25 protein-coding genes are annotated in these 25911 nt (G+C 47.4%); all 25 read left to right on the top strand.

The genetic code is table 11. The features are described 5' to 3' along the window. The first annotated feature begins 292 nt into the window (after window positions 1–292). The 25 genes from MHH92_RS24625 to MHH92_RS24505 all read left to right on the top strand — a co-directional run bounded on the left by MHH92_RS24625 (window position 293) and on the right by MHH92_RS24505 (window position 25865). The gene (locus MHH92_RS24625) at window positions 293–1246 is read left to right on the top strand and encodes an aminoglycoside phosphotransferase family protein (RefSeq protein ID WP_340906984.1); all 954 of its coding nucleotides are present in this window, start codon (window positions 293–295) and stop codon (window positions 1244–1246) included. A 217-nt stretch (window positions 1247–1463) separates the two neighbouring features. Beyond that, window positions 1464–1742 (top strand): glutaredoxin family protein, encoded by a 279-nt coding sequence (locus MHH92_RS24620; RefSeq protein WP_036605813.1) that lies wholly within the window; start codon window positions 1464–1466, stop codon window positions 1740–1742. Window positions 1743–2064: 322 nt separating this feature from the next. Then, on the top strand, window positions 2065–3408 hold the full coding sequence (locus MHH92_RS24615; protein WP_340906983.1) for an LLM class flavin-dependent oxidoreductase: 1344 nt from the start codon (window positions 2065–2067) through the stop codon (window positions 3406–3408). Window positions 3409–3580: 172 nt separating this feature from the next. Next, window positions 3581–5224: an ABC transporter substrate-binding protein gene (locus tag MHH92_RS24610; protein ID WP_340906982.1), complete on the top strand. Its 1644-nt coding sequence runs from the start codon at window positions 3581–3583 to the stop codon at window positions 5222–5224. Between the two features lie 41 nt (window positions 5225–5265). Then, on the top strand, window positions 5266–6198 hold the full coding sequence (locus MHH92_RS24605) for an ABC transporter permease (protein WP_036605816.1): 933 nt from the start codon (window positions 5266–5268) through the stop codon (window positions 6196–6198). Window positions 6199–6258: 60 nt separating this feature from the next. Continuing rightward, window positions 6259–7176, top strand: a complete 918-nt coding sequence (locus MHH92_RS24600; RefSeq protein WP_340906981.1) for an ABC transporter permease — start codon at window positions 6259–6261, stop codon at window positions 7174–7176. Between the two features lie 123 nt (window positions 7177–7299). Beyond that, window positions 7300–7848: an NADPH-dependent FMN reductase gene (gene ssuE, locus MHH92_RS24595; RefSeq protein ID WP_340906980.1), complete on the top strand. Its 549-nt coding sequence runs from the start codon at window positions 7300–7302 to the stop codon at window positions 7846–7848. Window positions 7849–7917: 69 nt separating this feature from the next. Further along, window positions 7918–8790, top strand: coding sequence for a LysR family transcriptional regulator (locus MHH92_RS24590; protein ID WP_017692495.1), 873 nt, complete (start codon window positions 7918–7920; stop codon window positions 8788–8790). A 240-nt stretch (window positions 8791–9030) separates the two neighbouring features. After that, on the top strand, window positions 9031–10092 hold the full coding sequence (locus MHH92_RS24585) for an LLM class flavin-dependent oxidoreductase (protein ID WP_340906979.1): 1062 nt from the start codon (window positions 9031–9033) through the stop codon (window positions 10090–10092). Window positions 10093–10142: 50 nt separating this feature from the next. After that, complete coding sequence (locus tag MHH92_RS24580; RefSeq protein WP_340906978.1) at window positions 10143–11369, top strand: amidohydrolase; 1227 nt, start codon at window positions 10143–10145, stop codon at window positions 11367–11369. Between the two features lie 332 nt (window positions 11370–11701). Beyond that, window positions 11702–12562, top strand: a complete 861-nt coding sequence (locus MHH92_RS24575) for a diaminopimelate epimerase (protein WP_340906977.1) — start codon at window positions 11702–11704, stop codon at window positions 12560–12562. A 43-nt stretch (window positions 12563–12605) separates the two neighbouring features. Further along, the gene (locus MHH92_RS24570) at window positions 12606–13403 is read left to right on the top strand and encodes an SAM-dependent methyltransferase (RefSeq protein WP_340906976.1); all 798 of its coding nucleotides are present in this window, start codon (window positions 12606–12608) and stop codon (window positions 13401–13403) included. Between the two features lie 56 nt (window positions 13404–13459). Continuing rightward, the gene (locus MHH92_RS24565; protein WP_340906975.1) at window positions 13460–14761 is read left to right on the top strand and encodes an opine metallophore biosynthesis dehydrogenase; all 1302 of its coding nucleotides are present in this window, start codon (window positions 13460–13462) and stop codon (window positions 14759–14761) included. Window positions 14762–14987: 226 nt separating this feature from the next. After that, window positions 14988–16625 (top strand): staphylopine-dependent metal ABC transporter substrate-binding lipoprotein, encoded by a 1638-nt coding sequence (gene cntA, locus MHH92_RS24560; protein ID WP_340906974.1) that lies wholly within the window; start codon window positions 14988–14990, stop codon window positions 16623–16625. A gap of 191 nt (window positions 16626–16816) precedes the next feature. Further along, window positions 16817–17749 carry a nickel/cobalt ABC transporter permease gene (gene opp1B / locus MHH92_RS24555; RefSeq protein WP_340906973.1) on the top strand — a complete coding sequence of 311 codons (933 nt, stop codon included), beginning with the start codon at window positions 16817–16819 and terminating at the stop codon, window positions 17747–17749. Then, window positions 17749–18645, top strand: a complete 897-nt coding sequence (gene cntC / locus MHH92_RS24550) for a staphylopine uptake ABC transporter permease subunit CntC (RefSeq protein WP_340906972.1) — start codon at window positions 17749–17751, stop codon at window positions 18643–18645. The genes opp1B and cntC overlap by 1 nt, the downstream gene beginning before the upstream one ends. Continuing rightward, the gene (gene cntD / locus MHH92_RS24545; protein WP_340906971.1) at window positions 18626–19435 is read left to right on the top strand and encodes a staphylopine uptake ABC transporter ATP-binding protein CntD; all 810 of its coding nucleotides are present in this window, start codon (window positions 18626–18628) and stop codon (window positions 19433–19435) included. The genes cntC and cntD overlap by 20 nt, the downstream gene beginning before the upstream one ends. Continuing rightward, window positions 19436–20188 (top strand): ABC transporter ATP-binding protein, encoded by a 753-nt coding sequence (locus MHH92_RS24540; RefSeq protein ID WP_340906970.1) that lies wholly within the window; start codon window positions 19436–19438, stop codon window positions 20186–20188. Between the two features lie 14 nt (window positions 20189–20202). After that, on the top strand, window positions 20203–21396 hold the full coding sequence (gene cntE / locus MHH92_RS24535) for a staphylopine family metallophore export MFS transporter CntE (protein WP_340906969.1): 1194 nt from the start codon (window positions 20203–20205) through the stop codon (window positions 21394–21396). Continuing rightward, window positions 21393–22658: a staphylopine family metallophore export MFS transporter CntE gene (gene cntE / locus MHH92_RS24530; RefSeq protein WP_340906968.1), complete on the top strand. Its 1266-nt coding sequence runs from the start codon at window positions 21393–21395 to the stop codon at window positions 22656–22658. The genes cntE (MHH92_RS24535) and cntE (MHH92_RS24530) overlap by 4 nt, the downstream gene beginning before the upstream one ends. 236 nt (window positions 22659–22894) lie before the next feature. Beyond that, window positions 22895–24091 carry a GTP-binding protein gene (locus MHH92_RS24525; RefSeq protein WP_127547089.1) on the top strand — a complete coding sequence of 399 codons (1197 nt, stop codon included), beginning with the start codon at window positions 22895–22897 and terminating at the stop codon, window positions 24089–24091. A 53-nt stretch (window positions 24092–24144) separates the two neighbouring features. Then, window positions 24145–24414: a 30S ribosomal protein S14 gene (gene rpsN, locus MHH92_RS24520; protein WP_036605831.1), complete on the top strand. Its 270-nt coding sequence runs from the start codon at window positions 24145–24147 to the stop codon at window positions 24412–24414. Between the two features lie 116 nt (window positions 24415–24530). After that, on the top strand, window positions 24531–24866 hold the full coding sequence (locus MHH92_RS24515) for a DUF3024 domain-containing protein (protein ID WP_340906967.1): 336 nt from the start codon (window positions 24531–24533) through the stop codon (window positions 24864–24866). A gap of 279 nt (window positions 24867–25145) precedes the next feature. Further along, the gene (locus MHH92_RS24510; protein ID WP_036605833.1) at window positions 25146–25622 is read left to right on the top strand and encodes a DUF2975 domain-containing protein; all 477 of its coding nucleotides are present in this window, start codon (window positions 25146–25148) and stop codon (window positions 25620–25622) included. A 9-nt stretch (window positions 25623–25631) separates the two neighbouring features. After that, a complete protein-coding gene (locus MHH92_RS24505; protein ID WP_036605834.1) occupies window positions 25632–25865 on the top strand; it encodes a helix-turn-helix domain-containing protein in 234 nt (77 codons plus the stop codon). The last annotated feature ends 46 nt before the right edge of the window (window positions 25866–25911 follow it).

The following is a 25911-nucleotide window of genomic DNA, read 5'->3' as shown; positions in this document are numbered from 1 at the left end:
GCGGTACCCTGTGTAATCGCTCTGATTCATTCCGCATCCGAATATTACATATGAGTTGGTAGCTATATAAGTTGAACTAAAGATTATTTATACTGACACTACGATGACAGAATAACCTTCCAATCGCTGTTATCCCCAGATTTTTTCGATTCCCCTTTCTCAAGGGAAAATCCGGGGATAAAGGCGAACGCTTCGCTTTTTCAGGTTTTTTCTGTCCTCTCCGTTATCGTATAAATGATTAGTTCAACTTATATAGATCACTTAAAGTATAGAGATTGAGGGAGGATAAGGGATGAAGAATTCTGTAGTCAGACAAGCCGAACAGATTGCCAGTGAGTTTCTGCTGGAACCAGTAAAATGCTCACATCATATCATCGGTAAAGGTTTTGTTAATCAGGTCTGCTTGGTGGAGACGGCAAGTCATAAAGTGGTTGTACGTATGAACGATCCAGATACATATTCTACCTTTGTGAAAGAAAAATGGTGCATCGAACAAGCGGCGAGTGCCAGTATTCCTGGGCCAGAGACATTGTCCGTTGGGGTCAACGCTGAACATGCCTATATGATTCAAACGGTTGTGGAAGGGGATAACGGATTGGATACGACAGTGCCCCCGTCCATGATCTGGAGGAAACTTGGTGAGTATACTCAATGTTTGCAATCCATCCCCGTTACAGGTTTCGGAAGGGATCTGCACAATTCTGTACAGGATCGCTTCTACTCTCCCCCTCATGCAGGATCAGATGGCAGCTGGCAAGGATATGTGCAATACAATATCAATAGTCTCACGGAGCAAGATCCATTGATTGAGCTTGGTGTCATTACGATGGAGGAATCACAGCTTGTAAGGCAATGGTTCGAACAATTGAAATTGCAAAAGTTCCGCTTTGGTTTATGCCATGGCGATCTCTCTTTGAAGAATACAATCGTAAGTTTGACAGGAGAAATTACCCTTCTGGACTGGGGAAATGCGGAGGTCACCGTCACGCCGTATGGGGATATCATTCAACTCATGCAATGCCAGCTACGGGGAGAGGGTCCTGACAAGGAAGAATTGAAAGCGTTTTTAGAAGGATATGGGACAAGTAAACAAGAGCAAGAGCGCGAACTGAATCAAGCGAGCCATGTGTTGTTATTGAAAGCTTTTGATACCCTGAGGTGGGCTATAGATCGGAGTCCGGATCAGATCGAGTTCTACACTGATTTAGCAAAACAAGCTTTTAACCAGGTTAGGAGGGGTCAATAACGATTCATTCCTGTAAAATAAGCCATCTTTCAAATTTATAATTTAATCTTTCTATTTGGTTATAGGTTTATTCTATTAGCAGATCCATTGACGCCTGAAGGGTGCAGGAGTACATTTATAGCCATAATTCTTATTTAACAGATGGGAATTGAAGGTCTAGGGCGTTCATATTCAACCGCCCAGATCTTGATCTTAAAACTAATCAGGAGGTATGTCGATGTCATCATCAACCAAAAAAGTCGTGCTGTGGAGCAAAACAGGCTGTCATTTCTGCGGGGAAGTGAAAGCATTTTTGACAGAGCGAAACCAGCCTTTTGAGAACATTGAAGTGCAGGGTAATGACGTGCTGCGTGATGTGCTTGAAGCAAAATATGGCATTCGGCATGTACCTGTCATTGAAGTGGGAGGGGACGGCAAGTTTGAAGCCTTGCTGGAACCGGATCTGGAGAAGCTGGCTGAACTTCTGGCACGAGCGGACGAAGCGGCAGCAGTCTAACGGGAGTTGATATATACCTTTGAAGCAAGCCGTTCCGGCTGCTGCATGATGCAAGATCGCATTTGTACAGCAGCTGGAACGTTCAAAAGCTATGGCTCACTTGGGATGTAAATGGTCATATTTACATCTTCAATGTTCATATAGAAAAAATCTATTAGTCGCGCTGTTGACCCTTTTACGGGGCAGTGATAAGATTTGTGAAATTAAAACAAACCAAACTCATAGGAATAGTTAACTTTTAAGTTATTTTGCATACGTAATCAGTTCAGTTGGCCCTTGATCATTCTTTTGAAGATTCTAATCCAAGGAAGGCGGAGTGCATATGACAGCGAAACGCAGTTTAAAATTTGGAGCCATTATTCATGGGGTTGGAGGAAGCAACACCACATGGAGACACCCGGAGGTTCTGTCGGATGCCAGCGTTAACTTTGGATTCTACAAACGTCAGGCACTGAAAGCTGAGGAAGGCAAGTTCGATCTGGTCTTTATAGCAGACGGTCTGTATATTACCGAGAAATCCATTCCGCATTTCCTCAATCGCTTCGAACCAATCAGTATCCTCTCCGCTTTGGCTGCCGTTACTTCACATATTGGACTGGTAGGCACCCTCTCGACATCCTATAGTGATCCGTTCACCGTAGCCAGACAGTTCGGTTCCCTCGATCAGATCAGTGATGGCCGTGCAGGCTGGAACGTCGTGACTTCTCCGCTGGAAGGTACAGCGAAGAACTATAGCAAGAGCAGTCACCCTTCGCATCCAGAACGTTATCGCATTGCCGCGGAATATTTACAGGTAACCAAAGGGTTGTGGGACTCTTGGGAAGATGATGCCTTTGTGAGAGACAAAGAGAGCGGTGTCTTCTTCGATCCATCCAAGCTGCACACGCTTAATCATGAAGGAGAGTTTTTCTCCGTACAAGGTCCGCTCAATATTGCCCGTTCACGGCAAGGACAGCCGGTGATTTTCCAGGCAGGTTCATCGGAAGATGGCAAAACGCTGGCGGCGCAAGAAGCGGATGCTGTCTTTACCGGACACGATACGATTGAAGATGCACAGGGATTTTATAAGGATGTGAAAACACGGGCGGCTTCCTATGGACGTTCTTCACAGGATATTGTTATTCTGCCAGGCATCAATCCTATTGTTGGACGGACGGAAGAGGAAGCTGAACAGAAATATCAGGAGATCGCAAGTCTGGTTACCATTGATAAAGCGCTGGATTATCTGGGACGTTTCTTCGAACATCATGATTTCTCCCAATATCCACTGGATGAACCGTTCCCGGAGCTGAATGGCATTGGAAGCAACAGTTTCCGCAGTGGAACTGACAAGATCAAGAAGGATGCCAAGGAGCAGGGATTGACCTTGCGTGAAGTGGCTCTGCGGGCAGCAACACCGCGCAGCAAATTCCTGGGCACACCGGAGCAGGTTGCTGACAAGATTCAGGAATGGTTTGAGACGGAAGCAGCGGATGGCTTCATTATTGCTTCGGAACTGCCAAGTGGATTGTCTGATTTCGTGGAACTCGTTGTTCCGATTCTGCAAGAGCGCGGCCTGTATCGTACGGACTATGAACACGATACATTGCGAGGTAACCTTGGGGTGCAAATTCCAGTTAACCGTTATACGGCTGCCAAGGAACAAGTCGTATCTGATTTGGCATAACGGATAGGGAGCGAACGAGCCTCTGATTTTGTCTGGCTGTTTTCTCCAACCGGTAATGAAATCAATTACTGCGTTTCGTACTGCTTTAAAACCGACTTAACTCATAGGATATATAGAGTATTGGTGTAAACATCAGTTTAATGACACCTGTATACACAGAGGGGGAAGCGATATGAACAGGTCTATCTCATGGATGAAATATATGGCATTGGCAGCAATATTGGTGATGGTATTGTCCGGTTGCGGAGCAGCGGGAGGCAGCACGAACAGTTCGGCACAGGCGTCAGGCGGGGATCAGGCCGGGCAAGCTGAAGGAGGCAACCTGACTTTTGCACTTGCAACTTCACCCGATACGCTGGACCCTCATCGCAGTGGGCTTGCCGTAACGGTGCGTGCCATCCGGACGATCTACGACAATCTGGTCGTGCAGCTACCTGATGGTTCCATCAAACCTTGGCTTGCCACGGAATGGAGCGTATCTGAGGACAGCAAGAGTTATACATTCAAGCTGCGTGAAGGTGTGAAGTTCCATGATGGTACACCGTTTAATGCGGAAGCCGTGAAATACAATCTGGACCGGGTGATCGACCCAGCCACCAAAGCTGCCAATTCTCTGGCCCTGATTAGACCCTATAGCTCCTCCGAAGTCATTGATGAATATACCATCAAGGTAAATCTGGAATCACCATCGCAAGCCTTTCTCGGCAATTTGAGCCAAGCGCTGCTGGGGATCGTATCCCCTACGGCTGCCCAAAAATATGGCGACCAGTTGGGTAAAAATCCGGTGGGAACAGGTCCGTATACCTTTGTGAAATGGGATGAAAATGCGGATATCGTCGTTGCCAAAAACAAGGATTACAACTGGGGACCTGAGACGGTTGAAAATAAAGCCGCGCCCCATGTGGATACGATCACATTCAAGATTGTACCGGAAGAAGCGACGCGCATCGGAAGTGTTCAGAGTAGTCAGGTACTCGCTGCCGAGACGGTTCCCCCGCAAAATGTTGCTGCATTAAAAAACGATCCGAACCAGCAACTGTTGCAGGCCAACACAGTTGGTTTGCCATACACACTCTTTTTCAATCTGCGCAAAGCGCCTTGGGATGATGTGAAAGTAAGGCAGGCGGTACAATCCGCCGTAGATGTGGAATCGATTGTCAAGACATTGTATCTGGGCAACTACGAACGTGCGTGGTCCGCACTGTCTCCTGGAATCCTTGGTTATGATGCATCGCTGGAAGGAAGCATCAACCCGGACATCAACAAAGCCAATCAGCTGCTCGATGAACAAGGCTGGGTGAAAGGCGCTGATGGAATTCGTGCCAAAGACGGCCAGAAACTGACCCTGCGGTATGTCGATGGTTCGCCCAATCGGGAGAAACGTAATGACATTGCCGCCATTATCCAACAACAGTTGAAACAGGTTGGCATTGCCGTTGAAGTCGAGATTACAAAAGATATCGCAACAGTCATCTATCAGAACTGGGATTATGATCTCTATGGCAACAGTCAGGTCAATTCTGATCCTAATGCCTTGTACGCTTTCTATCATACGAGTGCAGAGGGCGAGCGCCCGACATTGTCCGGTTTGTCTGATCCAAAGATCGATGAACTGTTAGAGCAGGGAGCGGTCGAGACGGATCCTGATAAACGTGTTCAGATCTACAATCAAATCCAGCAATACCTGATTGAGCAAGCGGTAATTCTGCCGATCTATGTATTCCCGTATACCGTCGCTGCATCCAAAAAGGTCGAAGGCATCAAGTTTGATTCACTGGGTTATCCACTCTTTAACGACGTCCGCATTCAGCCCTAACATGAACGACCAATCCAGATTCAGGAAGGAGATATCCCGGTATGGTTCAAACGATACTGTCACGACTCGCAACATCGCTTCTGGTTATTTTCGGAGCTTCGGTGCTGGTGTACTGCATCATGTATCTCCTGCCGGGTGATCCGGTTCTGCTCATGCTGGACCCGTCCTCGGCTACCCCGGAGATGATCGAGAATCTACGGGTTCAGCTTGGACTGGATCAGCCGTTTTACATCCAGTTTGCGAACTATTTCGGTGATATGCTGCGTGGGGATTTTGGCAAATCAATGATCAATTCGGATCCGGTTTTGCCAAAAATACTGGAACATTTTCCAGCGACACTGGCTTTGACCGCACTCAGCTCAATCATCGCCATCACGATCGGAATTACACTTGGGGTATTGTCTGCGATTCATCGCAATGGCGTGATTGATTTCGTTGCTCGGCTGGTTGGACTGTTCGGCATTTCCATGCCAACCTTCTGGACGGGGATACTGCTCATCCTGTTATTTTCAGTACAGCTTGGCTGGTTCCCGGCGATGGGGTCCGACGGATTCAGTTCACTGGTTCTTCCCGCGGCTACGCTGGGTCTCGTGGGTGCAGGTTTTATCGTACGGATGGTGCGGAACAGCATGCTGGAAGTGATCAATGAACCGTTTATCGTGGCGTTACGGGCCAAAGGACTTTCGGAACGTGCCATCATGTATGGCCATGCACTGCGTAATGCGCTTATTCCTGCTGTAACGGTAATTGGCATGCTGATCGGTGATCTGCTTGCGGGAACCGTTGTGGTGGAAACTGTCTTCTCCAGACAAGGAATCGGCCGAATTATTGCGGATGCGCTGATGGCCAAGGATCTGCCAGTGGTGCAAGGTGTGGTCTTCTTTACATCTATCATCTACGTTGTCTTGAACCTGCTGGTAGATATCTCGTATTCGTACATTGATCCCCGGGTTCGGCGTGCAGTCCGCACATAATATTGGATGGAACAGTCAGAAGTGTCCTGACGCGGAGTATGAAAGGAGGAGTTGTTGCTCATGAGCATGAAACCTTTGGCTGGTGACAAAAAAGCATGGGCTGGAAGTGTAGGACGTATCCATCTGTGGAATCGCCGCCCTTGGCGTTATCGCGTCTCATTCGCGGTATCCCGATTATTCTTTTATGCAGCATTGCTGGTGGTGGTGTTTACCGTGGCATGTGCGATTGTACCAGGCTGGATTGCGCCCTATGATCCAACTCAGATGATGACGGATGCCATACTGCAGGCTCCTTCTGCTACGCATCTGTTCGGGACGGACTATTTTGGCAGGGATATCTTCAGTGTGGTTGTGCATGGAAGCGGGGATTCGCTGCTCATTGGATTTGCTTCCGTTCTTGTGGGCGGTATTGTCGGTAGTGCTCTTGGTATTATCTCCGGTTATGCCGGAGGAATTGTTGATACCATCACGATGCGGGCTGTCGATATTCTGATGGCTGTACCCGGCGTGCTCCTGGCATTGTCTGTTGCAGCTGCTCTCGGGCCAGGACTGATGAACATTGCACTGGCTGTTGCGGTTTCCTCCATTCCGGGCTACGCACGGGTGATGCGTGGGCAGGTCATATCAGTTAAAGGTCTGCCTTTCATTACAGCGACACGTTCACTGGGCGGTTCCAATGCACGTATTTTCTGGAAACATGTACTGCCACATTCATTGTCACCCCTGCTGGTCATGGCTACGCTGGGCGTAGGGACATCAATTCTTACGGGTTCCGGACTCAGTTTTCTGGGACTTGGGGTGTTGAAGGAAATACCGGATTGGGGCGCATTGCTCTCGCAAGGTAGAGGTTATCTGACGGTTGCCTGGTGGATCTGTACGTTCCCGGGTCTGGCGATCACGTTGTTTGTACTGGCGGTTAATCTGATTGGAGACGATATTCGCGATCGGCTGGACCCCAAAGTAAAAGGAGCGGCTTGACCGCTATTCCAAAATATAAGAATTTATAAGTTTCACCCTATCCATTTTTATATTTCACTGCGAAACGGTAGCTGTGCCACCAGAGGACGGCGACAGCCGTTTACGCTTGAGGAGGAGATATTCATGTCACATGTTGTCATTATTGCAGGATCACCTTCCAAACGTTCGCGTTTGACAGGTCTGACGGATTACAGCAGCCAAAAATTAACGGAGGCAGGCATCACCGTTGAAGTTATTCACGTTGTGGATCTGCCCGCTGAGGATCTGGTGCAAGCTCGGTTTGACAGCTCATTCATTCGTGATGCTCTGGCTGTTGTTGAAGCGGCGGATGCCGTTATTGTAGCTACACCGGTATACAAGGCATCATACTCGGGAGTACTCAAGCTGTTCCTGGATCTGATTCCGCAAGAAGGATTACGGGGTAAGTTGACACTTCCGCTCGTCATCGGTGGCTCCATTGCTCATCTGCTCGCCATTGATTATGCATTGAAACCTGTTCTGGCAGCCCTTGGTGGAAGACATATCTTGGGTGGTGTGTATGCTGTGGATCAGGGAATTGAACGATTGGATGATGGAAAATTTGTACTCTCGGCAGATGTTACCACACGTCTGGATCGCTCGCTGGAAGAATTGATATTGACACTGGAAAAGGATGGGATTACGATATCATAAAACCAAGTAAGTATATTGGATAAATCAATATAAGATCAAACGTCTGCGGACGTGGATACGGAGGCGCTCATGAATATCGAGAATATTGAAGCATTTGTATATATCAATCATTATGGAAGCTTCAATAAGGCTGCCGAAGTACTCTTCTTGTCCCAACCTTCGGTTACAGCTCGCATTCAGTCACTGGAAAGGGAGCTGGGCTGCAAGTTGTTTGATCGGCTTGGCAAACAAATTGTGCTGACAGAGGAAGGTCGGAAATTTCTGCCATATGCGCAGCAAGTTCTGCAAGTGATTCAGAAGGGCAAGCAGAAGATTCAGCAACGGCGATCAACACCGGATGCTCTTCGGCTCGGTAGTACAGTATCGGTATCCAACTATGTCATTCCCGATTTTCTACCTAAGATCAAGGAAGCTTACCCCGAAATTAACATCAAATTGACGACAGCAACGACGGATCAGCTGATTGCCAAACTGCTTGGTCAGGAGATCGATCTTGCTTTTGTGCGCAAGGTCATGCATCCTGCGATCCGTACGGTTGCTTTTTATGAAGATCCGATCCAGCTCTATGTGTACAAAGGACATCCATTCATTGAGAGCGGGCATGTCAGCATGGAAGCCATCCGGAATGAGCAACTGGTCTTTTTTGAATGTGGTTCACTGGACTGGCTGCGCATTCACCGGGCTTTCGACTCGCTGGAACATCCGCCGAATATTACATATCATGTCGATAATTCGGAGACGGCGAAAAAACTGGTTATGCAAGGGGCAGGCATTGCCTTTCTCCCGGGACTCACGGTGAAGAAGGAAGTGCAGAATCAGGAGCTGTTCCCCATTCAGGTACATGAGGTGGCAGGTGTATCGTTGCAGATCAGCGTTGTCACGTTAAAAGAAGAATATTCGCCATTGGCAGAGCCCTTCGGGGAACTGCTGCGGCAGTTATAAAGCGTTTAACGTTGAATCTGACTTTTACATCAAAACGGAGAGTGCAGAACCAATCTGAAGAAGCGAAGCGTGCGCATTTATCAACAGATTTTTCCCTTGAACCAAGGGAGTAAAGAAAATCTGGGGATAAGAGTGATCGGAAGATGGTACTGCAATCGGAGTGATAAAGTGTAACATCTCCAGTTCAACTTAATAGTGATTCAAGAACAGTGGTTCAGCACAATCAAGGAGGAGAAGGATATGAGTATTCGTGTTGGCATTTTGGATCAGACTCCCATCTATGAAGGGGAAACGGCGGTGGATGCTTTTCGGCATACGATTGAGCTGGCACAGCGGGCAGAGCAGCTTGGATTCCATCGGTTCTGGGTGTCGGAGCACCATGATTCAGGGCATGTTGCAGGTTCCTCCCCGGAAGTACTCATCTCCCACTTGCTTGCGCATACCAAGCGGATTCGGCTGGGGTCTGGCGGAGTAATGCTCCAGCATTATAGTCCATACAAAGTCGCCGAGAATTTCAATATCCTCGCCGCGCTCGGACCAGGAAGAGTTGACCTGGGAATCGGTCGTGCACCAGGCGGGTTACCACGTTCGACACAGGCGTTACAGGAAGGTATTCAGGAAGCCGCATCTCTCAAAGAGAAAATTGTTCAGGTGAAACGATACATCCACAATGAGCCGCTTGAAGATCAGTCGCATCCACTTGCAGGTCTCAGCGCTTCGCCAGTGTCGGACATTCCAGCGGAGTTGTACGTACTTGGAGCCAGTGTTGATAGTGCAGGCATGGCTGCGGAACTGGGACTTCCATATGTCTTTTCACTGTTCATTAACAGTAATATAGAGGTAGCACTTCAAGCGATCCGTGTATATCGTGAACAATTTGATCGTTCCCAGGGACGGGAGCCCTACGCTGCACTAGCCATATCGTTAATTGTGGCCGAAAGTGAGGAGGAAGCGGAAGGACTTGCGAGTGAGCATATGCTGGTGAAGATCCATCTGGAGAGTGGTAAGGTGCTGACCGTCGGTTCTGTGGAACAGGCGGAAGAATTCGGGCGTCAATCAAACGAAACCTATCGGATCGAAATTTTGGAGCCAAGTGTGACCCGGGGGACGAAGGAAAGCGTAGGTCAGGCACTGCTGAAGTTCCAGCAGGAGTTTGCTGTGGAAGAGTTCATTGTGACTACAGCTACACGGGACTTTACCAAGCGAATTCGTTCATTCGAATTGTTGCGTGAGATTCTGGCAGAGCAGGGACTCAGTGAATTTGCACTGGAATCCAAGGAACAGGAAGCTGCAATCGGATAGAATTAGGCAGTTAATATAGCAGTGAATATATACGAATGGGAGGCCATGTGATGAAAAGTGATCTGGAACAGCCCAAGCAGCATTCTGACCAACAAGTACAGGGCCCCGAGCATGAACTTCACGGTGAACGGGCGGAAGAATTCGTGGAAAGATTAATCACCATTCGGCGACATCTGCATCGTAACCCGGAATTGTCCGGCGAGGAAAAGGAGACGACGGCAGCCATTCGCAGTTGGCTGGAAGAGGAAGGCGTCCGTATTGCAGACGAATATGCTCTACGGACAGGGCTTGTCGCTGAAGTGGGTCAAGGGGACGGTCCTGTTGTTGCCCTAAGAGCAGATATTGATGCGTTGCCCATTCAGGAAGAGACAAAGCTGGAATTTGCCTCCCAGGCAGATGGAAAGATGCACGCATGCGGACATGACGCACACACGGCAATTCTGATCGGTGCTGCACGATTACTGAAACAGCGCGAGTCCATCCTACCGGGAAAAGTACGGTTGATATTCCAGCCATCAGAGGAAAAAGCAACGGGTGCTCGGCAAGTGATCCAGAGCGGCGCATTATCCGATGTTCGGGCCGTATTTGGGTTGCATAACAAGCCTGATCTCCAGGTAGGTACGGTGGGCATTCGGGAAGGCGCATTGATGGCAGCAGCAGACGGTTTTGTTGTCAAAGTGGAAGGTGTAGGCACCCATGCAGCTGTGCCTGAAGCCGGCATTGATCCAATTGTGGTTGCCGCACATATTGTTACGGCATTACAGGCCATTGTGAGCCGCAATGTGGGGGCACAGGAGAGCGCTGTAATCAGTGTCACCAAGCTCCACAGCGGCACAGCCTGGAACGTTATTCCGGATGAGGCGATCCTCGATGGCACAGTGCGTACCTTTGATGAGAAAGTGCGTGCACGGATTCGCGAGCGTTTCAATCAGGTAGTCGCCGGTGTGGCCGCAGCCTATGGCACACGGGCTACGGTTCGCTGGATTCAGGGACCACCTGCCGTGGTCAACGATGAGTCTCTGGCATCTGCGGCGGAGCAAGTTGCAAGTGAGATTGGATTAAACAGTGTTAGACCGCTACCTTCTCCAGCAGGTGAGGACTTCTCCTTTTATCAAAAAGAAATTCCGGGCCTGTTCCTCTTCCTGGGTACCTCTGGCCCGCATGAGTGGCATCACCCTGGCTTTGATGTGGATGAACGGGCTCTGCCGCTGGGAGCACATCTTCTGGCTGCACTGGCTGAGAAAGCACTGCACAATGTGCAAGCACATCAAGAGTGATGAGTACAGTGAATTACTGGATCATATCCAGATCGACACGGTTCCGTTCTGCGGCAACCGTTTTTCGTATTCCCTTTTTAAGTGAGAGCGAGGTAGGAACGTCGATTCGTTGGATTTAATCAGATGGTGTAATTATAGCTAGGGCTGGCGCAGAAGCGTCAGCTCTGTTTGGGTTTTCTTACAGGAGGTGCAGCTAAAGGTATTATGAAATTTTATTTTTTTAAATGGAAATATTTGTTGACGCTCTCCAAAAGGATGTGCTATATTTTTCTCGACCTTTAATCGTAATAATTACTATTAGATAAAAAAGAAGAACAGGAGTAGTCGCTGCGATGAAACAGGAGATCGATTTTATCAAGTTCAGTCCCACTCAAAACATGACGATTCTGGTTAAAACGGATCATGCAGCAGAAAAATACAATCATATTGCAACTCGTCTAATGTCGTATGATAACGTTTACGCTGAGCAAGTGGGATTCATTGAACCAAAGAGGAGACCGGAAGCTGTGGCACGTCTGGAAATGGCCGGAGGAGAGTTCTGTGGCAATGCCTGCATGGCACTTGCAGCACACCTCGCATCTGAAGCAGGACTGGCACAACAGGAATCTATGGATATCATGCTGGAGGTTTCCGGAACCGATCAATTGATCATGTGCCATGTGAAGAAACAGCAGAACGAATATGACTGCCAGGTAACCATGCCGATACCAAAGCAGATCGAACAACGAACAATCCGGTACGAAGGCATCGAGCTGGATATGGTAATCATCCGGTACGCTGAGTTCATCCATATCGTGATTGAAGTGGATGACTTCGACGATGCGATGAAAAAGAGGGCACAGACCCTTGCAAGGCTACTGGGACTAACCCTGGGAGATAAGCTGATCGGTATCTTGTTATATCAATCACACTCGGAAGAAATGGCCCCACTCATCTATGTTCCGGAGCTGGATAGTCTGATCTGGGAGAGAGGGTGTGGCTCGGGTACAGCCTCTGTGGGAGCCTATCTCGCATGGAGCCAGCAGAGAGGGATCACTCAGTACATCAAGCAGCCTGGTGGTGCGATCAAAGTGGTAGCCCAGTGGAATGGCGCAGAACTTGGGAGCATTACGATTGAGGGATCTGTTGGGATTGTGGCACAGGGCAAAGCCTTCATAGGTATTCCAGCAGAATGGAGCGTTGTAAACGCATGAAGTACATGACACATGATTGAGACAACGTGTAGGGGGAAAAGAAATGATCACATTGGTCCATTTTCAGACATGTTTGAGTGAATTTGCAGAGAAATTCGATAAGCTCGCGAGCAAGTATGATCATACGATTCAGCATAGTGCAGAGCTGGAGGCTGTGATCAATGACTACTCCCGCTTTGTGACTGATCAGGAGAATAAGGCAGCCTGGGAACAGTTGGAGCATTCGGAGCTGGAAGAACTGGATTCGCTTATATGGCAGTTAAGAAATAAATCCGCCCAGTGTGTGGCGATCATGGAGAAATATCGTGCATTAAAGTTAGAGAACGGGGATGTGCAGATTGCCGATTATTTCAAAAACATAGAAGAGTGTATCGATAAAGAATTTGGCAGCTTCCATGTCACCTCCGATTCCAGAGTGTTGTTGGTAGGCTCCGGTTCATTCCCAATGACACCATTACTCATCGCCAAGCGAACAGGTGCACAGGTTGTTGGGATCGATATTGATGAAGAGTCCATTACACTCGGGCGAAAAGTGGTGGAGACACTGGGCACGGCAGGCTTGAAGATTCGATTGGAGTCAACCTTGCTGGAAAATCTGGAGTATACCAGGGAAGCAACCCATATCATTTTCAGCTCTACGGTGGCCCCTAAATATGAGCTGCTTGATCAACTGCATGCCCTGACGAATGCACAGGTGGTTGTAGCCATGAGATACGGTGATCAGTTGAAGTCCTTGTTCAATTATCCCATGAGAGCGACGGATAGCAGCAAGTGGAAGCTGGTGGATACGATCCTGCGCCCGGATGATGTGTTTGATATTGCGTTGTATCAAAAAGCATAGGTATGCAAGTGCGTCCAAATGGATTACAGATTGAACTTTGAATTAAGGAGGCTTATATGAGCAATCTTCAGCGAATTCTGTTACTTGGAACCGGGCCTGCATCCATTCAGCTTGCGGTTACACTCAAAGATCATCTCAATTGCTGTATAGGCATTGTGGGGAGAGCATCGGTTCGTTCAGCGTCCGTATTCGCAGCCCTCGAACAGAGCAATGGGCGTATTCAGGTCAGCATTCAAAATGAGAAACATCAGCCACTCGCAGGTGAGTGTTTCATTGATCATGTGTTCAAGGGATATGACACCATTGAGGGGGAATGGGATACACTCATTTTGGCGGTTACCACCGATGCTTATATCGATGTGTTGGAACAAATGAAAAATGAATTCATCAAACAACTGAAATGTATCATTTTGATTTCTCCAACGTTTGGGTCGAATCGACTCGTGACCCATTATATGAGAGAGCGGAGTGCAGCGCCGGAAGTGATCAGTTTCTCTACCTACCTCGGAGATACCCGTTGGATGCACGAACATCCGTCGAATCATGTGATTACTACAGGGGTGAAGAAAAAGGTCTATATCGGTTCCACTCGTTACCCGTCTGAACAGGTCAGCAAGCTATGCCAAGTGTATGAGCGTTTGGGTGTTGCGCTTGAAGTGATGCGATCTCCATTGGAGGCGGAAACAAGAAATATTTCGTTGTATGTGCATCCCCCCTTGTTCATGAACGACTTCTCATTAGAGGCCATTTTTGGGGCATCGGATATTCCGAAATATGTATATAAGATGTATCCCGAAGGTCCGATTACACAAGTTTTGATTCGGGATATGCGGGCGCAGTGGCAGGAGATTATGAATATTACGGACCGGCTCCATATCCAGGGAGTCAACCTGCTTCAATTCATGACGGATGACAACTATCCGGTTCGATTAGAGAGTATATCACGCCAGGATATCGATAATTTTAATCAGCTGCAGGTCATTCATCAAGAGTATTTATTATACATACGGTACACCTCCTTATTGATTGATCCATTCGCGGAACCCGATTCGGCAGGGAAATATTTCGACTTTTCAGCAGTCCCATTCCGTCAAACGTTCATGAACCGCGAAGGGGAACTGGACATCCCCCGTATGCCCAAGGAAGATTACTACCGCATCAAAATCATTCAGGGCATTGCCAGACACCTCGATGTGAGCTGCCCAACGATTGATCAATTTATCGCCAAATATGAGGCGAAGCTTCAGGAAGTGGCTGACGCACACCCGGATCAACGCTTGTCCAGCGCCTTTTCAATCCAATCCTTTGAAGAGGATATCCGCATGATCTGCACTGGACTTGTAAGTAACAAGGTTTAATTACATCTCAAATTAATCAAGTTGAACCTGATGTTTACATCATAACGGAGAGTGCAGAACCAATCTGAAGAAGCGAAGCGGTCGCCTTTATCCCCGGATTTTCTCTTTGGAAAAGAGAATCAAAAAAATCTGGGGATAACAGCGATCGGAAGATGGTACTGCAATCGGAGTGGTCCGATGTAACCTACAAGGTCTGCTTGTAACTTAATCATCAGGAGGAAATGTTGTGAAAAAGGGTCTTACTTTTACATCTATATTATTGCTGGTATCTGCTATTACGTTGCTGGCAGGATGCGCTCAGAGCACAAAAGAGAAAGAGAGTGCCCAAACGGAGCCTGCCAATAGCCAGTTACAAACGGAACTTATCTATGCTTCTGCCAAAGATATTAATGATATGAACCCCCATTTGTATACAGGCTCCATGCCTGCACAAGGAATGGTATATGAGTCTCTGGTGGAAAACACACCTGACGGAATCAAGCCATTGCTGGCGGAATCATGGGATATTTCCGAGGATGGCAAGACCTATACCTTTTATCTGCGACAAGATGTGAAATTTCATGATGGAGAGCCGTTCAACGCAAAGGCGGTCAAACAAAATATCGATGCCGTTCAGGCCAATGCTGAAAAACATGCCTGGATCAAGCTCTCCACCAAAATCACAAGTGTAAAGGTTATCGATGAACACACGGTGGAGCTGACGCTGTCGGAAGCCTATTATCCGGCACTGGTGGAATTGTCCATGACAAGACCTTACGTCTTCATATCACCCAAGGATTTCAAAGATGGCGGAACTAAAGACGGAGTGAGTGGTTTCCACGGTACAGGACCTTACAAGCTTACAGCACATAAAGTCGAAGAGAATGCCACGTTTGAAGCCAATGAAGACTATTGGGGTGGTGCACCTGCAATCAAGAAAATCACATCCAAGGTTCTTCCGGCTGGAGAAACAACATTCCTGGCATTGCAAAAAGGAGAAATCAACTTTGTGTTCACCGATGACCGGGGAGCAGATAGTATCGATGTCGAAGCCATGGACCAATTGGCTGAATCTGGTGATTATCAAGTGGTTCGAAGTGAAGCGATGAATACAAATATGATCGTAGCCAATAGCAGTCGCCAGAATAGTCCGGTTCAGGAAACGGCAGTGCGAGAAGCGCTATGGGTTGGCATCGACCGGGAAACGATCAGTAAAGATATCTTCAACGGAACGCAGACCGTAGCGGACACGCTATTTTCAGCCAATGTCAATTACGCCAAGGTAGACCTGAAGAAACGGGAATATGATCCGGAAATGGCTAAAAAAATTCTGGATCAAGCTGGCTGGACATTGGCAGATGGTAAAGAGGTGAGAACGAAGAACGGTCAGCTTTTAGCCATGAAACTATACTATGACAGCAACTCGTCTTCACAGAAAATACAGGCCGAATTGATCCAGTATTCGATGAAAGAATTGGGTGTTCAGCTTGAGATCGTGGGCGAAGAGTCTACTTCCATCGCGAATCGGAGAGCCACCGGGGAATATGATCTGCTCTTTAATCAAACCTGGGGACTGGCCTATGATCCACAGAGTACCATTGCTGCATTTACATCAGATTCGGCTTATAAGCATACGACAAGCGGAATTGCGGAAGCAGATGAACTATATCAGAAAATTGATGCGGTCATGGTCTCCACGGATGAGGCTTCACGCCAATCCCTGTATGCCGACATTATGAAGATCGTTCATGATGAAGCGGTCTTCATTCCGATTACCAACGGGCGTGTCACCGTAGTCGCTCCCGAGAATCTCGAAGGAATCTCGTTCAAGCAGACTCAATATGAACTGCCATTTGAACAAATGAATTTTAAATATATAAATTGAACTAAACATTTACACAAAACGGAGAGGACAGAAAGAACCTGAAGAAGCGGAGCGTTCGCCTTTATCCCCGGATTTTCCCTATATAAAAGGAATCAAAAAAATCTGGGGATAACAGCGATCGGAAGGTTGTTCTGTCATCGGAGTGTAGTGTAAATATTGTTTAGTTCAATTTAAATAGAGCGGAGATGGATATGGGAAGTTATATCGTCAAAAGGATTCTGTTAACCATCCCTTTACTGATTATCATTTCATTTATAACGTTTGTCCTGATTAATCTATCTCCCTTGGACACGGCGGTTGTTGTGTTACAGGCACAGGAAGTTCCGCAGATTACGGATGAACTGATCACGCAAACGAATGAAGAGCTAGGATTCGATCAGCCGTTCATGATCCAGTATGTGAACTGGATCATGGCTGTTGTGCAGTTGGACTTTGGCAACTCTTATGTATCTGGTGAACCCGTGTGGTCATTGATGGGGCCTGCTTTTATGAACACATTGAAGTTAACACTTGTCTCATCGGTATTTATTATTGCGCTGTCCATTCTGCTGGGTGTGATCTGTGCCATGAGAGAAGGCAAGTTGCTGGATCGATCGGTCAGAGGTATTTCCTTTTTCCTTACCGCCATGCCATCCTACTGGCTTGCAGCCATGATGATCTGGTATTTTTCCGTCAAGCTGGACCTGTTACCTACCAGTGGCATGGACTCGTATCGAAGCTACATTCTACCGGTGATTGTGATCACGGTGAGTTATACGGGCATTTATTTCCGAACGGTTCGAAGTTCCATGCTGAGCAATATGAATGAGGACTATGTATTATATGCAAGGGCAAGCGGTCTGAGCGAAAAGAAAGTCACCCTGCATATTCTAAGAAATTCATTACAGGTGGCCGTGTCCATCTTTTGTATGGCGATCCCGATTGTGTTGGGCAGTACGGTGGTCATTGAAAATGTATTTGCCTGGCCTGGGCTCGGAAGACTCAGCGTGAAATCCATTTTAAGCAGGGATTTTCCGATTATTCAGGCGTATGTTCTGGTGTTGGCTGTCACCTTTGTCTTGTTTAATACGTTATCCGACATCATTAATGCGGCGATGAATCCCCGTTTGAGAAAGGAATTCTGATGCGAATACTGAAAAATCTGAGCAAAGAAAAGCTTGCGATGACCTCTTTGGTGGTGATTATGGTCACGCTTATGGCGGGCATTTTGGCTCCGCTTATTGCACCGCATGATCCTGGACAAGTGAACATGAAGCTTCGATACGCCTCCTCGTCTTGGGAGTATCTATTAGGCAATGATCATCTGGGCAGATGTGTATTATCCCGGCTTATCTATGGTATCCGTCCAAGTGTGTTATGGGTTCTGGTTGCGCTCAGTCTATCTGTTCTGATCGGGGCCATTGTTGGATTCATCGCAGGTTACTTCAAGGGAAAAGTGGATGCATGGATCATGAGAGTCTGTGACATTATGCTGTCTTTTCCCGGATACGTGATGACACTGGCGGTGGTTGGCATTTTGGGTGCAGGACTGGAGAATATACTGATTGCCTTTGTGTGGATGAAATGGGCCTGGTTTGCCCGCGTTATTCGAACATCTGTGATGCAATTCTCCGATATGGATTATGTAAAATTCGCTAAAGCCTCCGGCACGCCTAATCTGAGAATTATAACCAAACATATTGTTCCGGTTACCTTTGCCGATATTGCCGTCATTGCCAGTGGCTCCATGTGTTCAATGATGTTGCAGATCTCGGGCCTTTCCTTTCTAGGGCTTGGCATTCAGGCTCCGCATGCGGAGTGGGGGATGATGTTAAATGAGGCGAGGGAAGTCATGTTCTCCAGACCGGAATTGATGTTGGCACCGGGCTTGGCCATTGTGGTGGTGGTATCGGCTTTTAATTTTCTATCGGATGCCCTTCAGGTGGCTCTGGACCCCAAATTGATGACCTCTCAAGGTAAGTCTGACAAGTCTTACGAAAGTGAGGTGAGAAAGACCACTTATGAATATAGTCGAGGTTGAACATTTGAAAGTATGGGATACCAATACAGGTAGAGTGATCATTCATGACAGTTCATTCGAAGTTAAACAGGGAAGCTGTATGGCCATCGTGGGGGAAAGTGGAAGCGGTAAGTCTGTCACGTGCAGGGCTATCATGCGACTGAACAAGCCATGGATTCGCCAATCGGGCACAATGTTATTTCAGGGCGAAGACCTGAACCAGCTTTCGGAACCGGAGATGCGGCGTAAGCGGGGCAAGCATCTGTGTATGATTTTGCAGAATGGCATGAGTGCATTTGATCCTTCCTGTGTCATTGGTGTGCATATCCGGGAGACGCTTCAGCAGCATTTTGGCTGGAACAACCGCGAGATTGAACGGAAAATCATCAATGCCATGGAAAGTGTCATGCTCAGACATCCGCGCGAGATTTTGAATCAATATCCACATCAGCTGTCCGGTGGAATGCTGCAACGAATCATGATTGCACTGGCGTTGGTGCTTGAGCCCGATCTCATTATTGCGGATGAGCCGACAACGGCACTGGATACAATCTCTCAATATGAAGTGGTGGAGCAATTGATCCAATTACGTGAACGCATGGGCTGTTCCATGATGTTCATCTCCCATGATCTCGGCGTCGTCCAGAAGATTGCAGATGAGGTGATGGTCATGAAGGACGGCGAGATCGTAGAGCGCGGCAGCATGCATTCTGTTTTGACAGAGCCGAAGCATGCCTATACGCAGTATCTGGTCTCTACCCGACTGGAGCTGAGCAATCATTTTAAGGCGTTGATGCAGGGGGACTCATAGATGCTAAAGGTGGAAGGTATCGAAAAATCATATAACCAAGGCGGACTGTTCTCCAAGTACAAACAACAGGTATTGAAACAGGTTACCTTTGAATGCCAGCAGGGCGAATGTCTCGGTATCATCGGTGAAAGCGGAAGTGGTAAATCTACGTTGGGTCGTCTGATTCTGGGCATTGAACGCCCGGATCGTGGAACGATCTCGCTCGATGGTAAAGACGTACAGCATCGACGTGTACGGATGGGTAACATTAGCGCCGTTTTTCAAAATTATACGTCTTCCATCAATCCATTTCTTACCGTGGAAGCTGCTATTATGGAACCGATGCAAGCGCAGCAAAAGCTGCGAAAGGATCAGGGTAACTCAGAGAAGGTGGATCTGTTGCTGAACCAAGTTGGACTGGACCCTTCCTATAGATCCAAATATCCGCATGAATTATCCGGCGGGGAGGCTCAGAGAGTGTGCATTGCCAGGGCCATCTCCACCGCCCCTAAATGCATTGTGTTTGATGAAGCGATCAGCTCACTGGACGTGTCTGTTCAGATCCAGGTGTTGCAATTGTTGAAAGAGCTTAAGGAAATCTACAAGCTCAGCTATGTCTTTATCACGCATGATATACAGGCGGCAGCCTATATCTGCGACAGGGTGATCATTTTCAGAGAGGGACAGGTTGTAGAGATCGTTCCGACCAAGCAACTCAAGGACGTACAGTCCGACTATGCGAAGCGATTATTGAAGCATTTAATACCATTTTAGGGGGAACACCCATTGTGAGTGGAGCGATGTCTTGGCCTTTTCTGCGCTTGTACATATTGGTTCTTCTATATTTCAGTGCCAATGCCATTCTTAACGTGATCATCCCATTACAAGGGGAGTCCTTGGGTGCGAGCGGTACAACGATTGGACTGATCATGGGCGCTTATATGTTCACAACGATGTTCTTCAGACCCTGGGCAGGTCGGATTATTCAAAAGCAGGGTCCGATCAAAATATTGCGTTTGATTCTGATCATCAATGGCTTTGCCCTGATTTTATATACCTTTACGGGACTTGGCGGTTATTTGCTTGCTCGTATTTTGCAGGGTGTATCCACAGCGTTTTTCTCCATGGCCTTGCAGATTGGCATTATTGATGCACTTCCGGAGAAAGATCGGTCACAGGGAATTTCGTATTATTCGCTGTTCAGTTACATACCGGGGATCGTGGGACCTGTGCTCGCATTAGGGATATGGCAGGCGGGAGGCATGGATTATTTTACAGTGGTTCTGATCGGCATTGCCGTCTGTACAGGCGTCTTCGGATATACCGCCAAAATGGAACCAAACAAGGAGCAGCCTGCTGAGAATCTTTCGGAGCAGAATGTGAGCATGTGCGAATCCTTTGGGCAGTTGGTGAAGAATCCACATTTATTTCGTTGCAGTGTGTTAATGCTCGCTGCCTCGGTTGTATTTGGCGCGATTACCACCTTTATTCCCCTGTATGCGAGTCAAGTACCAGACGGGAATGCGGGTGTATATCTGATGCTTCAGGCAGGAACAGTGGTGTTGGCTCGAATTATGCTCCGAAAAAGGATTCCGTCCGATGGCAGTTGGCATTCTCCTTTCATCATGGGTACGATGTGTCTGCTCGCCGTAGCTGCGCAATGTGTCAGTTTTGCCGTGACAGGCGGGGGGGGCTTTTTCTATGCGGGCGCTGTATTCATGGGAATCGGTCAGGCGATCCTGTATCCGACACTCACGACCTATTTATCTTTTGTCTTGCCTAAGCTGAACCGGAACGTCCTGATTGGGTTATTTATCGCGATGGCGGATCTGGGGATTTCTCTGGGTGGTGTGATTATGGGACCCGTCGCTGACTTCTCTTCCTATTCATTTATGTACATGATGTGTGCTATCCTAGGAGCGGTAATGATCGTTTTTGCCTATGAACGGCGTAGACCCGGGACAGGTACATCTATGAGTTGATTGCCAGAAGAGAAAGTGGTGACAAACGTTTGAAGTCTTCGATGAATGCAACATCCAATGGGAAATTAAATCCGGTATCCTTTTCGTTTATCCGGTTTTATATGCTGGCCTTTTTATTTTTTGCGGCGAATTCAGCTTTGACGATTATTCTGCCCCTGAGAAGTGAGGCTGCGGGATTAAATCAGGCTGAGATTGGTCTGATGATGGGGGCATATATGTTCACCTGTATGCTCTTGAGACCTTTTGCAGCGCAGCTGCTGGGTAAGCATGGGCCGCTCCGAGTGATGCAATGGTTATTGCTTCTACACGCCGGGACGTTGCTGCTGTTTGTTGTTTTTGGTGTGGAGACGTATCTGTGGTTGCGGGCTCTGCAAGGTGTGGCTACGGCCTTTTTCTCCATGACGATGCAGGCAGGCATTGTGGAAAAGCTGGAGGACAAAGACCGGGCACAAGGGCTGTCCATGTACACCCTGTTTACGATAGTTCCTTCTCTGGTCATTCCGATTCTTGCTATACAAATCTGGGAAAATGCCAGTGATCTGGCGTTTACGCTGCTGATGATCGGACTGGCGGCGCTGCCACTTCTGATTGGATATAATGTGGATCTGCCACGGAGTACCGTACAGAACAAATCGTACACCTTGGGTGACATGTTTCGTTCATTCGGTGGCATCTGGCGCAGTACGCCACTGCTGATTAGCAGTGTGGTGATGTTGTTTGCGTCCTGCGTCTTTGGGGCAACAGCGACCTTTCTTCCCCTGTATATGGTATCCACCGGAATGGCGAGTGCAGGCGTATTTCTGACGATTCAGGGATTAGTTGTAATCCTGTGCAGGTTTATTTTGCGTAAAAAAATTCCGTCCGATGGTAGCTGGAATACCTGGCTGATGGCAGGGTTAATGCTATGTGCTGCACTGGGAACCCAGTTGCTCAGTCTAATGGAGACCATCGGGCCGCTAGTGTATTTATCCGCGGTGTTTAGCGGTTTTGCCCTGGCACTGTTGTACCCGACATTAACCACATATCTGTCTTTTGTGTTGCCTGCGGATTCCAGATATGTACTCATGGGGATCTTCATGTCCTCGTATGACCTCGGATTCTCTCTGGGTGGACTGGCGATGGGGCTCATTGTACAGGTGAGTTCATATTCGACCATGTTTATGTTCTGCACGTTGCTCTCTGTTGCAGCGATGATTCTGGTGTTGGTGTTTAGGCAACGGATGGAAGCGGGCAATAAGGCTAGATCTGGGGTGACTATATAAATTGAACTAAAGAACATTTACAGAGGAGGTTTATGACTCACTTCTTGCCAAAGCGTATCCTCAGGATGCGAAAGTGCAAGGGCCGGTCATCAACCTTTTTTGTTTTTTTTTGCAGGTTGAAATCAAAAATAGTTTGACAACGACAGTCGAACAGGATTATAGTCATTATTGTTAATCGTAATAATTACTATTAAAGTCTGAGTTACACAGACTGCACATATAAGGAGTAGATTTCTATGACACAAAAGCAAGTTCCGGTAACCGTACTGAGTGGTTACCTCGGTTCAGGGAAAACAACGGTTTTGAATCATGTGTTGAACAACAGACAGGGGCTTAAGGTTGCCGTAATCGTTAACGACATGAGTGAGGTCAATATTGATGCAGCGCTGGTTAAGGGGGAGGCAACCTTGTCTCGAACCGAAGAGAAGCTGGTGGAGTTGTCGAACGGCTGTATCTGCTGCACCTTGCGGGATGATCTGATGCAGGAGATTGAGAAGCTGGTGAACGAAGGCAAGTATGACTATATTTTGATCGAATCCACCGGCATCAGTGAACCTGTTCCAGTTGCACAGACCTTTACATACGCCGATGAAGAGTCGGGTATTGACCTGACTAGTCTGGCCCGATTGGATTGTTTGGTAACGGTAGTAGATGCCAATCGATTCTGGCATGATTTTGGATCAGGACAGAGTCTTCTGGATCGTAATCAGGCGACCGGAGATGAGGACACCCGTGACGTTGTAGACTTGTTGATTGATCAGATCGAAACCTGTGATGTGCTGCTACTGAACAAATGTGATCTGGTCGATGACACCGAGCTGAACAAGCTCGAAGGTATCATCCGCAAGTTACAGCCTAACGCCAAGATCATTCGGACCGAGAATGGACAGGTGAATCCGTCCGAGATTCTAAATACAGGCCGCTTTGATTTTGAGAAAGTGAGCATGTCCGCTGGATGGATTCAGGAACTGGAGAAGGAGTCGCATACACCGGAAACCGAGGAATATGGCATTGGTTCCTTTGTATATCGCCGCAGAAAGCCATTCCATCCTTCCCGTCTGGCTGAGTTCATGAGTTACTGGCCGGAGGAAGTGGTACGTGCCAAGGGCTTAGTATGGCTCGCGGCTGAAGGGGATGTTGCTGCAAGCCTCAGTCAGGCAGGGCCATCCATTCAGTTCGGTCCTGCGGGACATTGGGTCGCGGCGTTGCCGGAAGCGGACAAGGAAGAAATTTTACGTAACGAGCCGGATGTTCTGGAGAAATGGGATGCCCAGTGGGGAGATCGTCAGACGGAGCTTGTCATGATTGGGATCGAAATGGAACGTGCAAGCATTGAAGATGAGCTGGACCAGTGCCTGCTCAGTGATGAAGAAATGCTGGGAGACTGGGGCCATTTCGACAATCCACTGCCATGGCCTGTGGAAGCCGTATAACTCGGAGGTTGATGTTCTAAACATAAATTTAATGGATAAAGGAGCTGTATTTCATGGCTAAAAAATCAAAAGTGGTACGTGAGAAGCAACGTCAGGCGATCGTGGCAAAATATGCGGACCTGCGCCGGGAACTGAAGGAGAAAGGGGATTACGAGGCATTGCAGAAATTGCCGCGTAATGCATCTCCGACCAGACTAAAGAATCGTTGTGAAGTGACAGGTCGCCCGCGGGGTTATCTACGCAAGTTCAAGGTATCTCGGATTAAGTTCAGAGAACTGGCTCATCAAGGACAGATTCCTGGTGTAACAAAATCCAGCTGGTAAAATGATCAAGGGATGTAGCTGACCACCATTGCATGAAGGCAGGTTGTTGTGTGCTTGGAGCTGCATGTGGTGCGTAGAACAGAGGTGGTATTTTGCTGAAAGGATGTACATACTTCATGCTGGACTTGTTTACGTTACGAAGAATTCAGTCCGTAATGAACGGATATATTCACGAGAAGGTACCCGCGCCACTACTTACGATGGTGAAGTTGACATATGAGATGAATGATAATGAATTGATCTTGACCGAAGAAAGACCCGCCGAGAAACGGTATCAATGGGATAAGCTGCATATTGCCCGATTTTACTGGGAAGAAAATCAGTGGAAAGTGTATGCCAGAGATGAACAGAGCAGCTGGAATCCGGTAGATGTTATTACACCTTGTTCTGATTTTGAGAATGTGCTCGAGCAGGTGGAACGGGATGAGGCTGGACTGTTCTGGCGTACGTGAGCGAGATCGGTTAAGAGTATATTTCATTCGTGAAAATTAATGTTAACTCAGACAAATATGGCGTATATGCAACCGAGTTCGAAGCTAGCGAAACAGTGGCTAGCATCGGGCTTTTTTTGTGTCCAAAAATCATTGAAGCAAAGAGGGGGGGCGATCTTTTGGTCTGCCTTCCTTAATGGGCAAAAGAATAAATAAAATCTGTTTTACAATAAAAATTTATTGTAAAACGATAAATATTATGATAAATTCATATCACTTAAAACAAGTGAGGTGCTTTTTGTGAAGCGAGGTACAACCATCTTTTTAAAATTGGCTGTGTTGCTTATTGGTGTTCCCATTCTTGCCTTATGTATATTCGGCATACCGTGGTTAGCGAACAACCCGGTGAATCCGAATTATGCAGGTGCGCTATACCCCATAGTGATTATTATGTATGTGTCCGTTATTCCGTTTATCGTTGCACTGTACCAGGCATTCCGTCTGCTGAGCTACATCGACAAAAATGAAGCGTTCTCTCTAATGTCAGTGAAATCCTTAAAAACAATAAAATATTGTGCTATTGTAATCAGTAGTCTCTATTTTGTGATGTTGCCATTTGTTTATGTTGTCGCAGAGAAAGATGATGCCCCAGGCCTCATTCTTATGGGGATGGTTCCTGTTTTTGCTTCATTGGTCATAGCAGTATTTTCCGCTGTGCTCCAAAGGTTGTTACAGGAAGCGATTGATATCAAATCAGAAAATGACCTAGTGGTCTGAGGTGAATATATGGCCATTATAATCAATATTGATGTGATGTTGGCAAAGCGGAAAATGACGGTTACCGAGCTTGCAGAGAGAGTTGAGATCACAATCGCCAATATTTCCATATTAAAAACAGGAAAAGCAAAAGCGATCCGTTTATCCACTTTGGATGCCATCTGTAAAGCACTGGATTGTCAGCCTGGAGATATATTGGAGTATAAGGCTGACGAGGACGAAGATACGAATGAACTTATATGAAAAATGACCGAAGAAGACTCTGCATGTTATATGCAGAGTCTTCTTT

The organism is Paenibacillus sp. FSL M7-1414, assembly GCF_038003195.1.
Taxonomy (GTDB): domain Bacteria; phylum Bacillota; class Bacilli; order Paenibacillales; family Paenibacillaceae; genus Paenibacillus; species Paenibacillus amylolyticus.
The sequence above is the reverse complement of the archived record's forward strand: the minus strand, read 5'-3'. Positions and strand labels throughout refer to the sequence as shown.

Coding starts and splice junctions, on each gene's coding strand:
- MHH92_RS24625 (WP_340906984.1), top strand. CDS start 293: ATGAAGAATTCTGTAGTCAGACAAGCCGAACAGATTGCCAGTGAGTTT.
- MHH92_RS24620 (WP_036605813.1), top strand. CDS start 1,464: ATGTCATCATCAACCAAAAAAGTCGTGCTGTGGAGCAAAACAGGCTGT.
- MHH92_RS24615 (WP_340906983.1), top strand. CDS start 2,065: ATGACAGCGAAACGCAGTTTAAAATTTGGAGCCATTATTCATGGGGTT.
- MHH92_RS24610 (WP_340906982.1), top strand. CDS start 3,581: ATGAACAGGTCTATCTCATGGATGAAATATATGGCATTGGCAGCAATA.
- MHH92_RS24605 (WP_036605816.1), top strand. CDS start 5,266: ATGGTTCAAACGATACTGTCACGACTCGCAACATCGCTTCTGGTTATT.
- MHH92_RS24600 (WP_340906981.1), top strand. CDS start 6,259: ATGAGCATGAAACCTTTGGCTGGTGACAAAAAAGCATGGGCTGGAAGT.
- ssuE (WP_340906980.1), top strand. CDS start 7,300: ATGTCACATGTTGTCATTATTGCAGGATCACCTTCCAAACGTTCGCGT.
- MHH92_RS24590 (WP_017692495.1), top strand. CDS start 7,918: ATGAATATCGAGAATATTGAAGCATTTGTATATATCAATCATTATGGA.
- MHH92_RS24585 (WP_340906979.1), top strand. CDS start 9,031: ATGAGTATTCGTGTTGGCATTTTGGATCAGACTCCCATCTATGAAGGG.
- MHH92_RS24580 (WP_340906978.1), top strand. CDS start 10,143: ATGAAAAGTGATCTGGAACAGCCCAAGCAGCATTCTGACCAACAAGTA.
- MHH92_RS24575 (WP_340906977.1), top strand. CDS start 11,702: ATGAAACAGGAGATCGATTTTATCAAGTTCAGTCCCACTCAAAACATG.
- MHH92_RS24570 (WP_340906976.1), top strand. CDS start 12,606: ATGATCACATTGGTCCATTTTCAGACATGTTTGAGTGAATTTGCAGAG.
- MHH92_RS24565 (WP_340906975.1), top strand. CDS start 13,460: ATGAGCAATCTTCAGCGAATTCTGTTACTTGGAACCGGGCCTGCATCC.
- opp1B (WP_340906973.1), top strand. CDS start 16,817: ATGGGAAGTTATATCGTCAAAAGGATTCTGTTAACCATCCCTTTACTG.
- cntC (WP_340906972.1), top strand. CDS start 17,749: ATGCGAATACTGAAAAATCTGAGCAAAGAAAAGCTTGCGATGACCTCT.
- cntD (WP_340906971.1), top strand. CDS start 18,626: ATGAATATAGTCGAGGTTGAACATTTGAAAGTATGGGATACCAATACA.
- MHH92_RS24540 (WP_340906970.1), top strand. CDS start 19,436: ATGCTAAAGGTGGAAGGTATCGAAAAATCATATAACCAAGGCGGACTG.
- MHH92_RS24525 (WP_127547089.1), top strand. CDS start 22,895: ATGACACAAAAGCAAGTTCCGGTAACCGTACTGAGTGGTTACCTCGGT.
- rpsN (WP_036605831.1), top strand. CDS start 24,145: ATGGCTAAAAAATCAAAAGTGGTACGTGAGAAGCAACGTCAGGCGATC.
- MHH92_RS24515 (WP_340906967.1), top strand. CDS start 24,531: ATGCTGGACTTGTTTACGTTACGAAGAATTCAGTCCGTAATGAACGGA.
- MHH92_RS24505 (WP_036605834.1), top strand. CDS start 25,632: ATGGCCATTATAATCAATATTGATGTGATGTTGGCAAAGCGGAAAATG.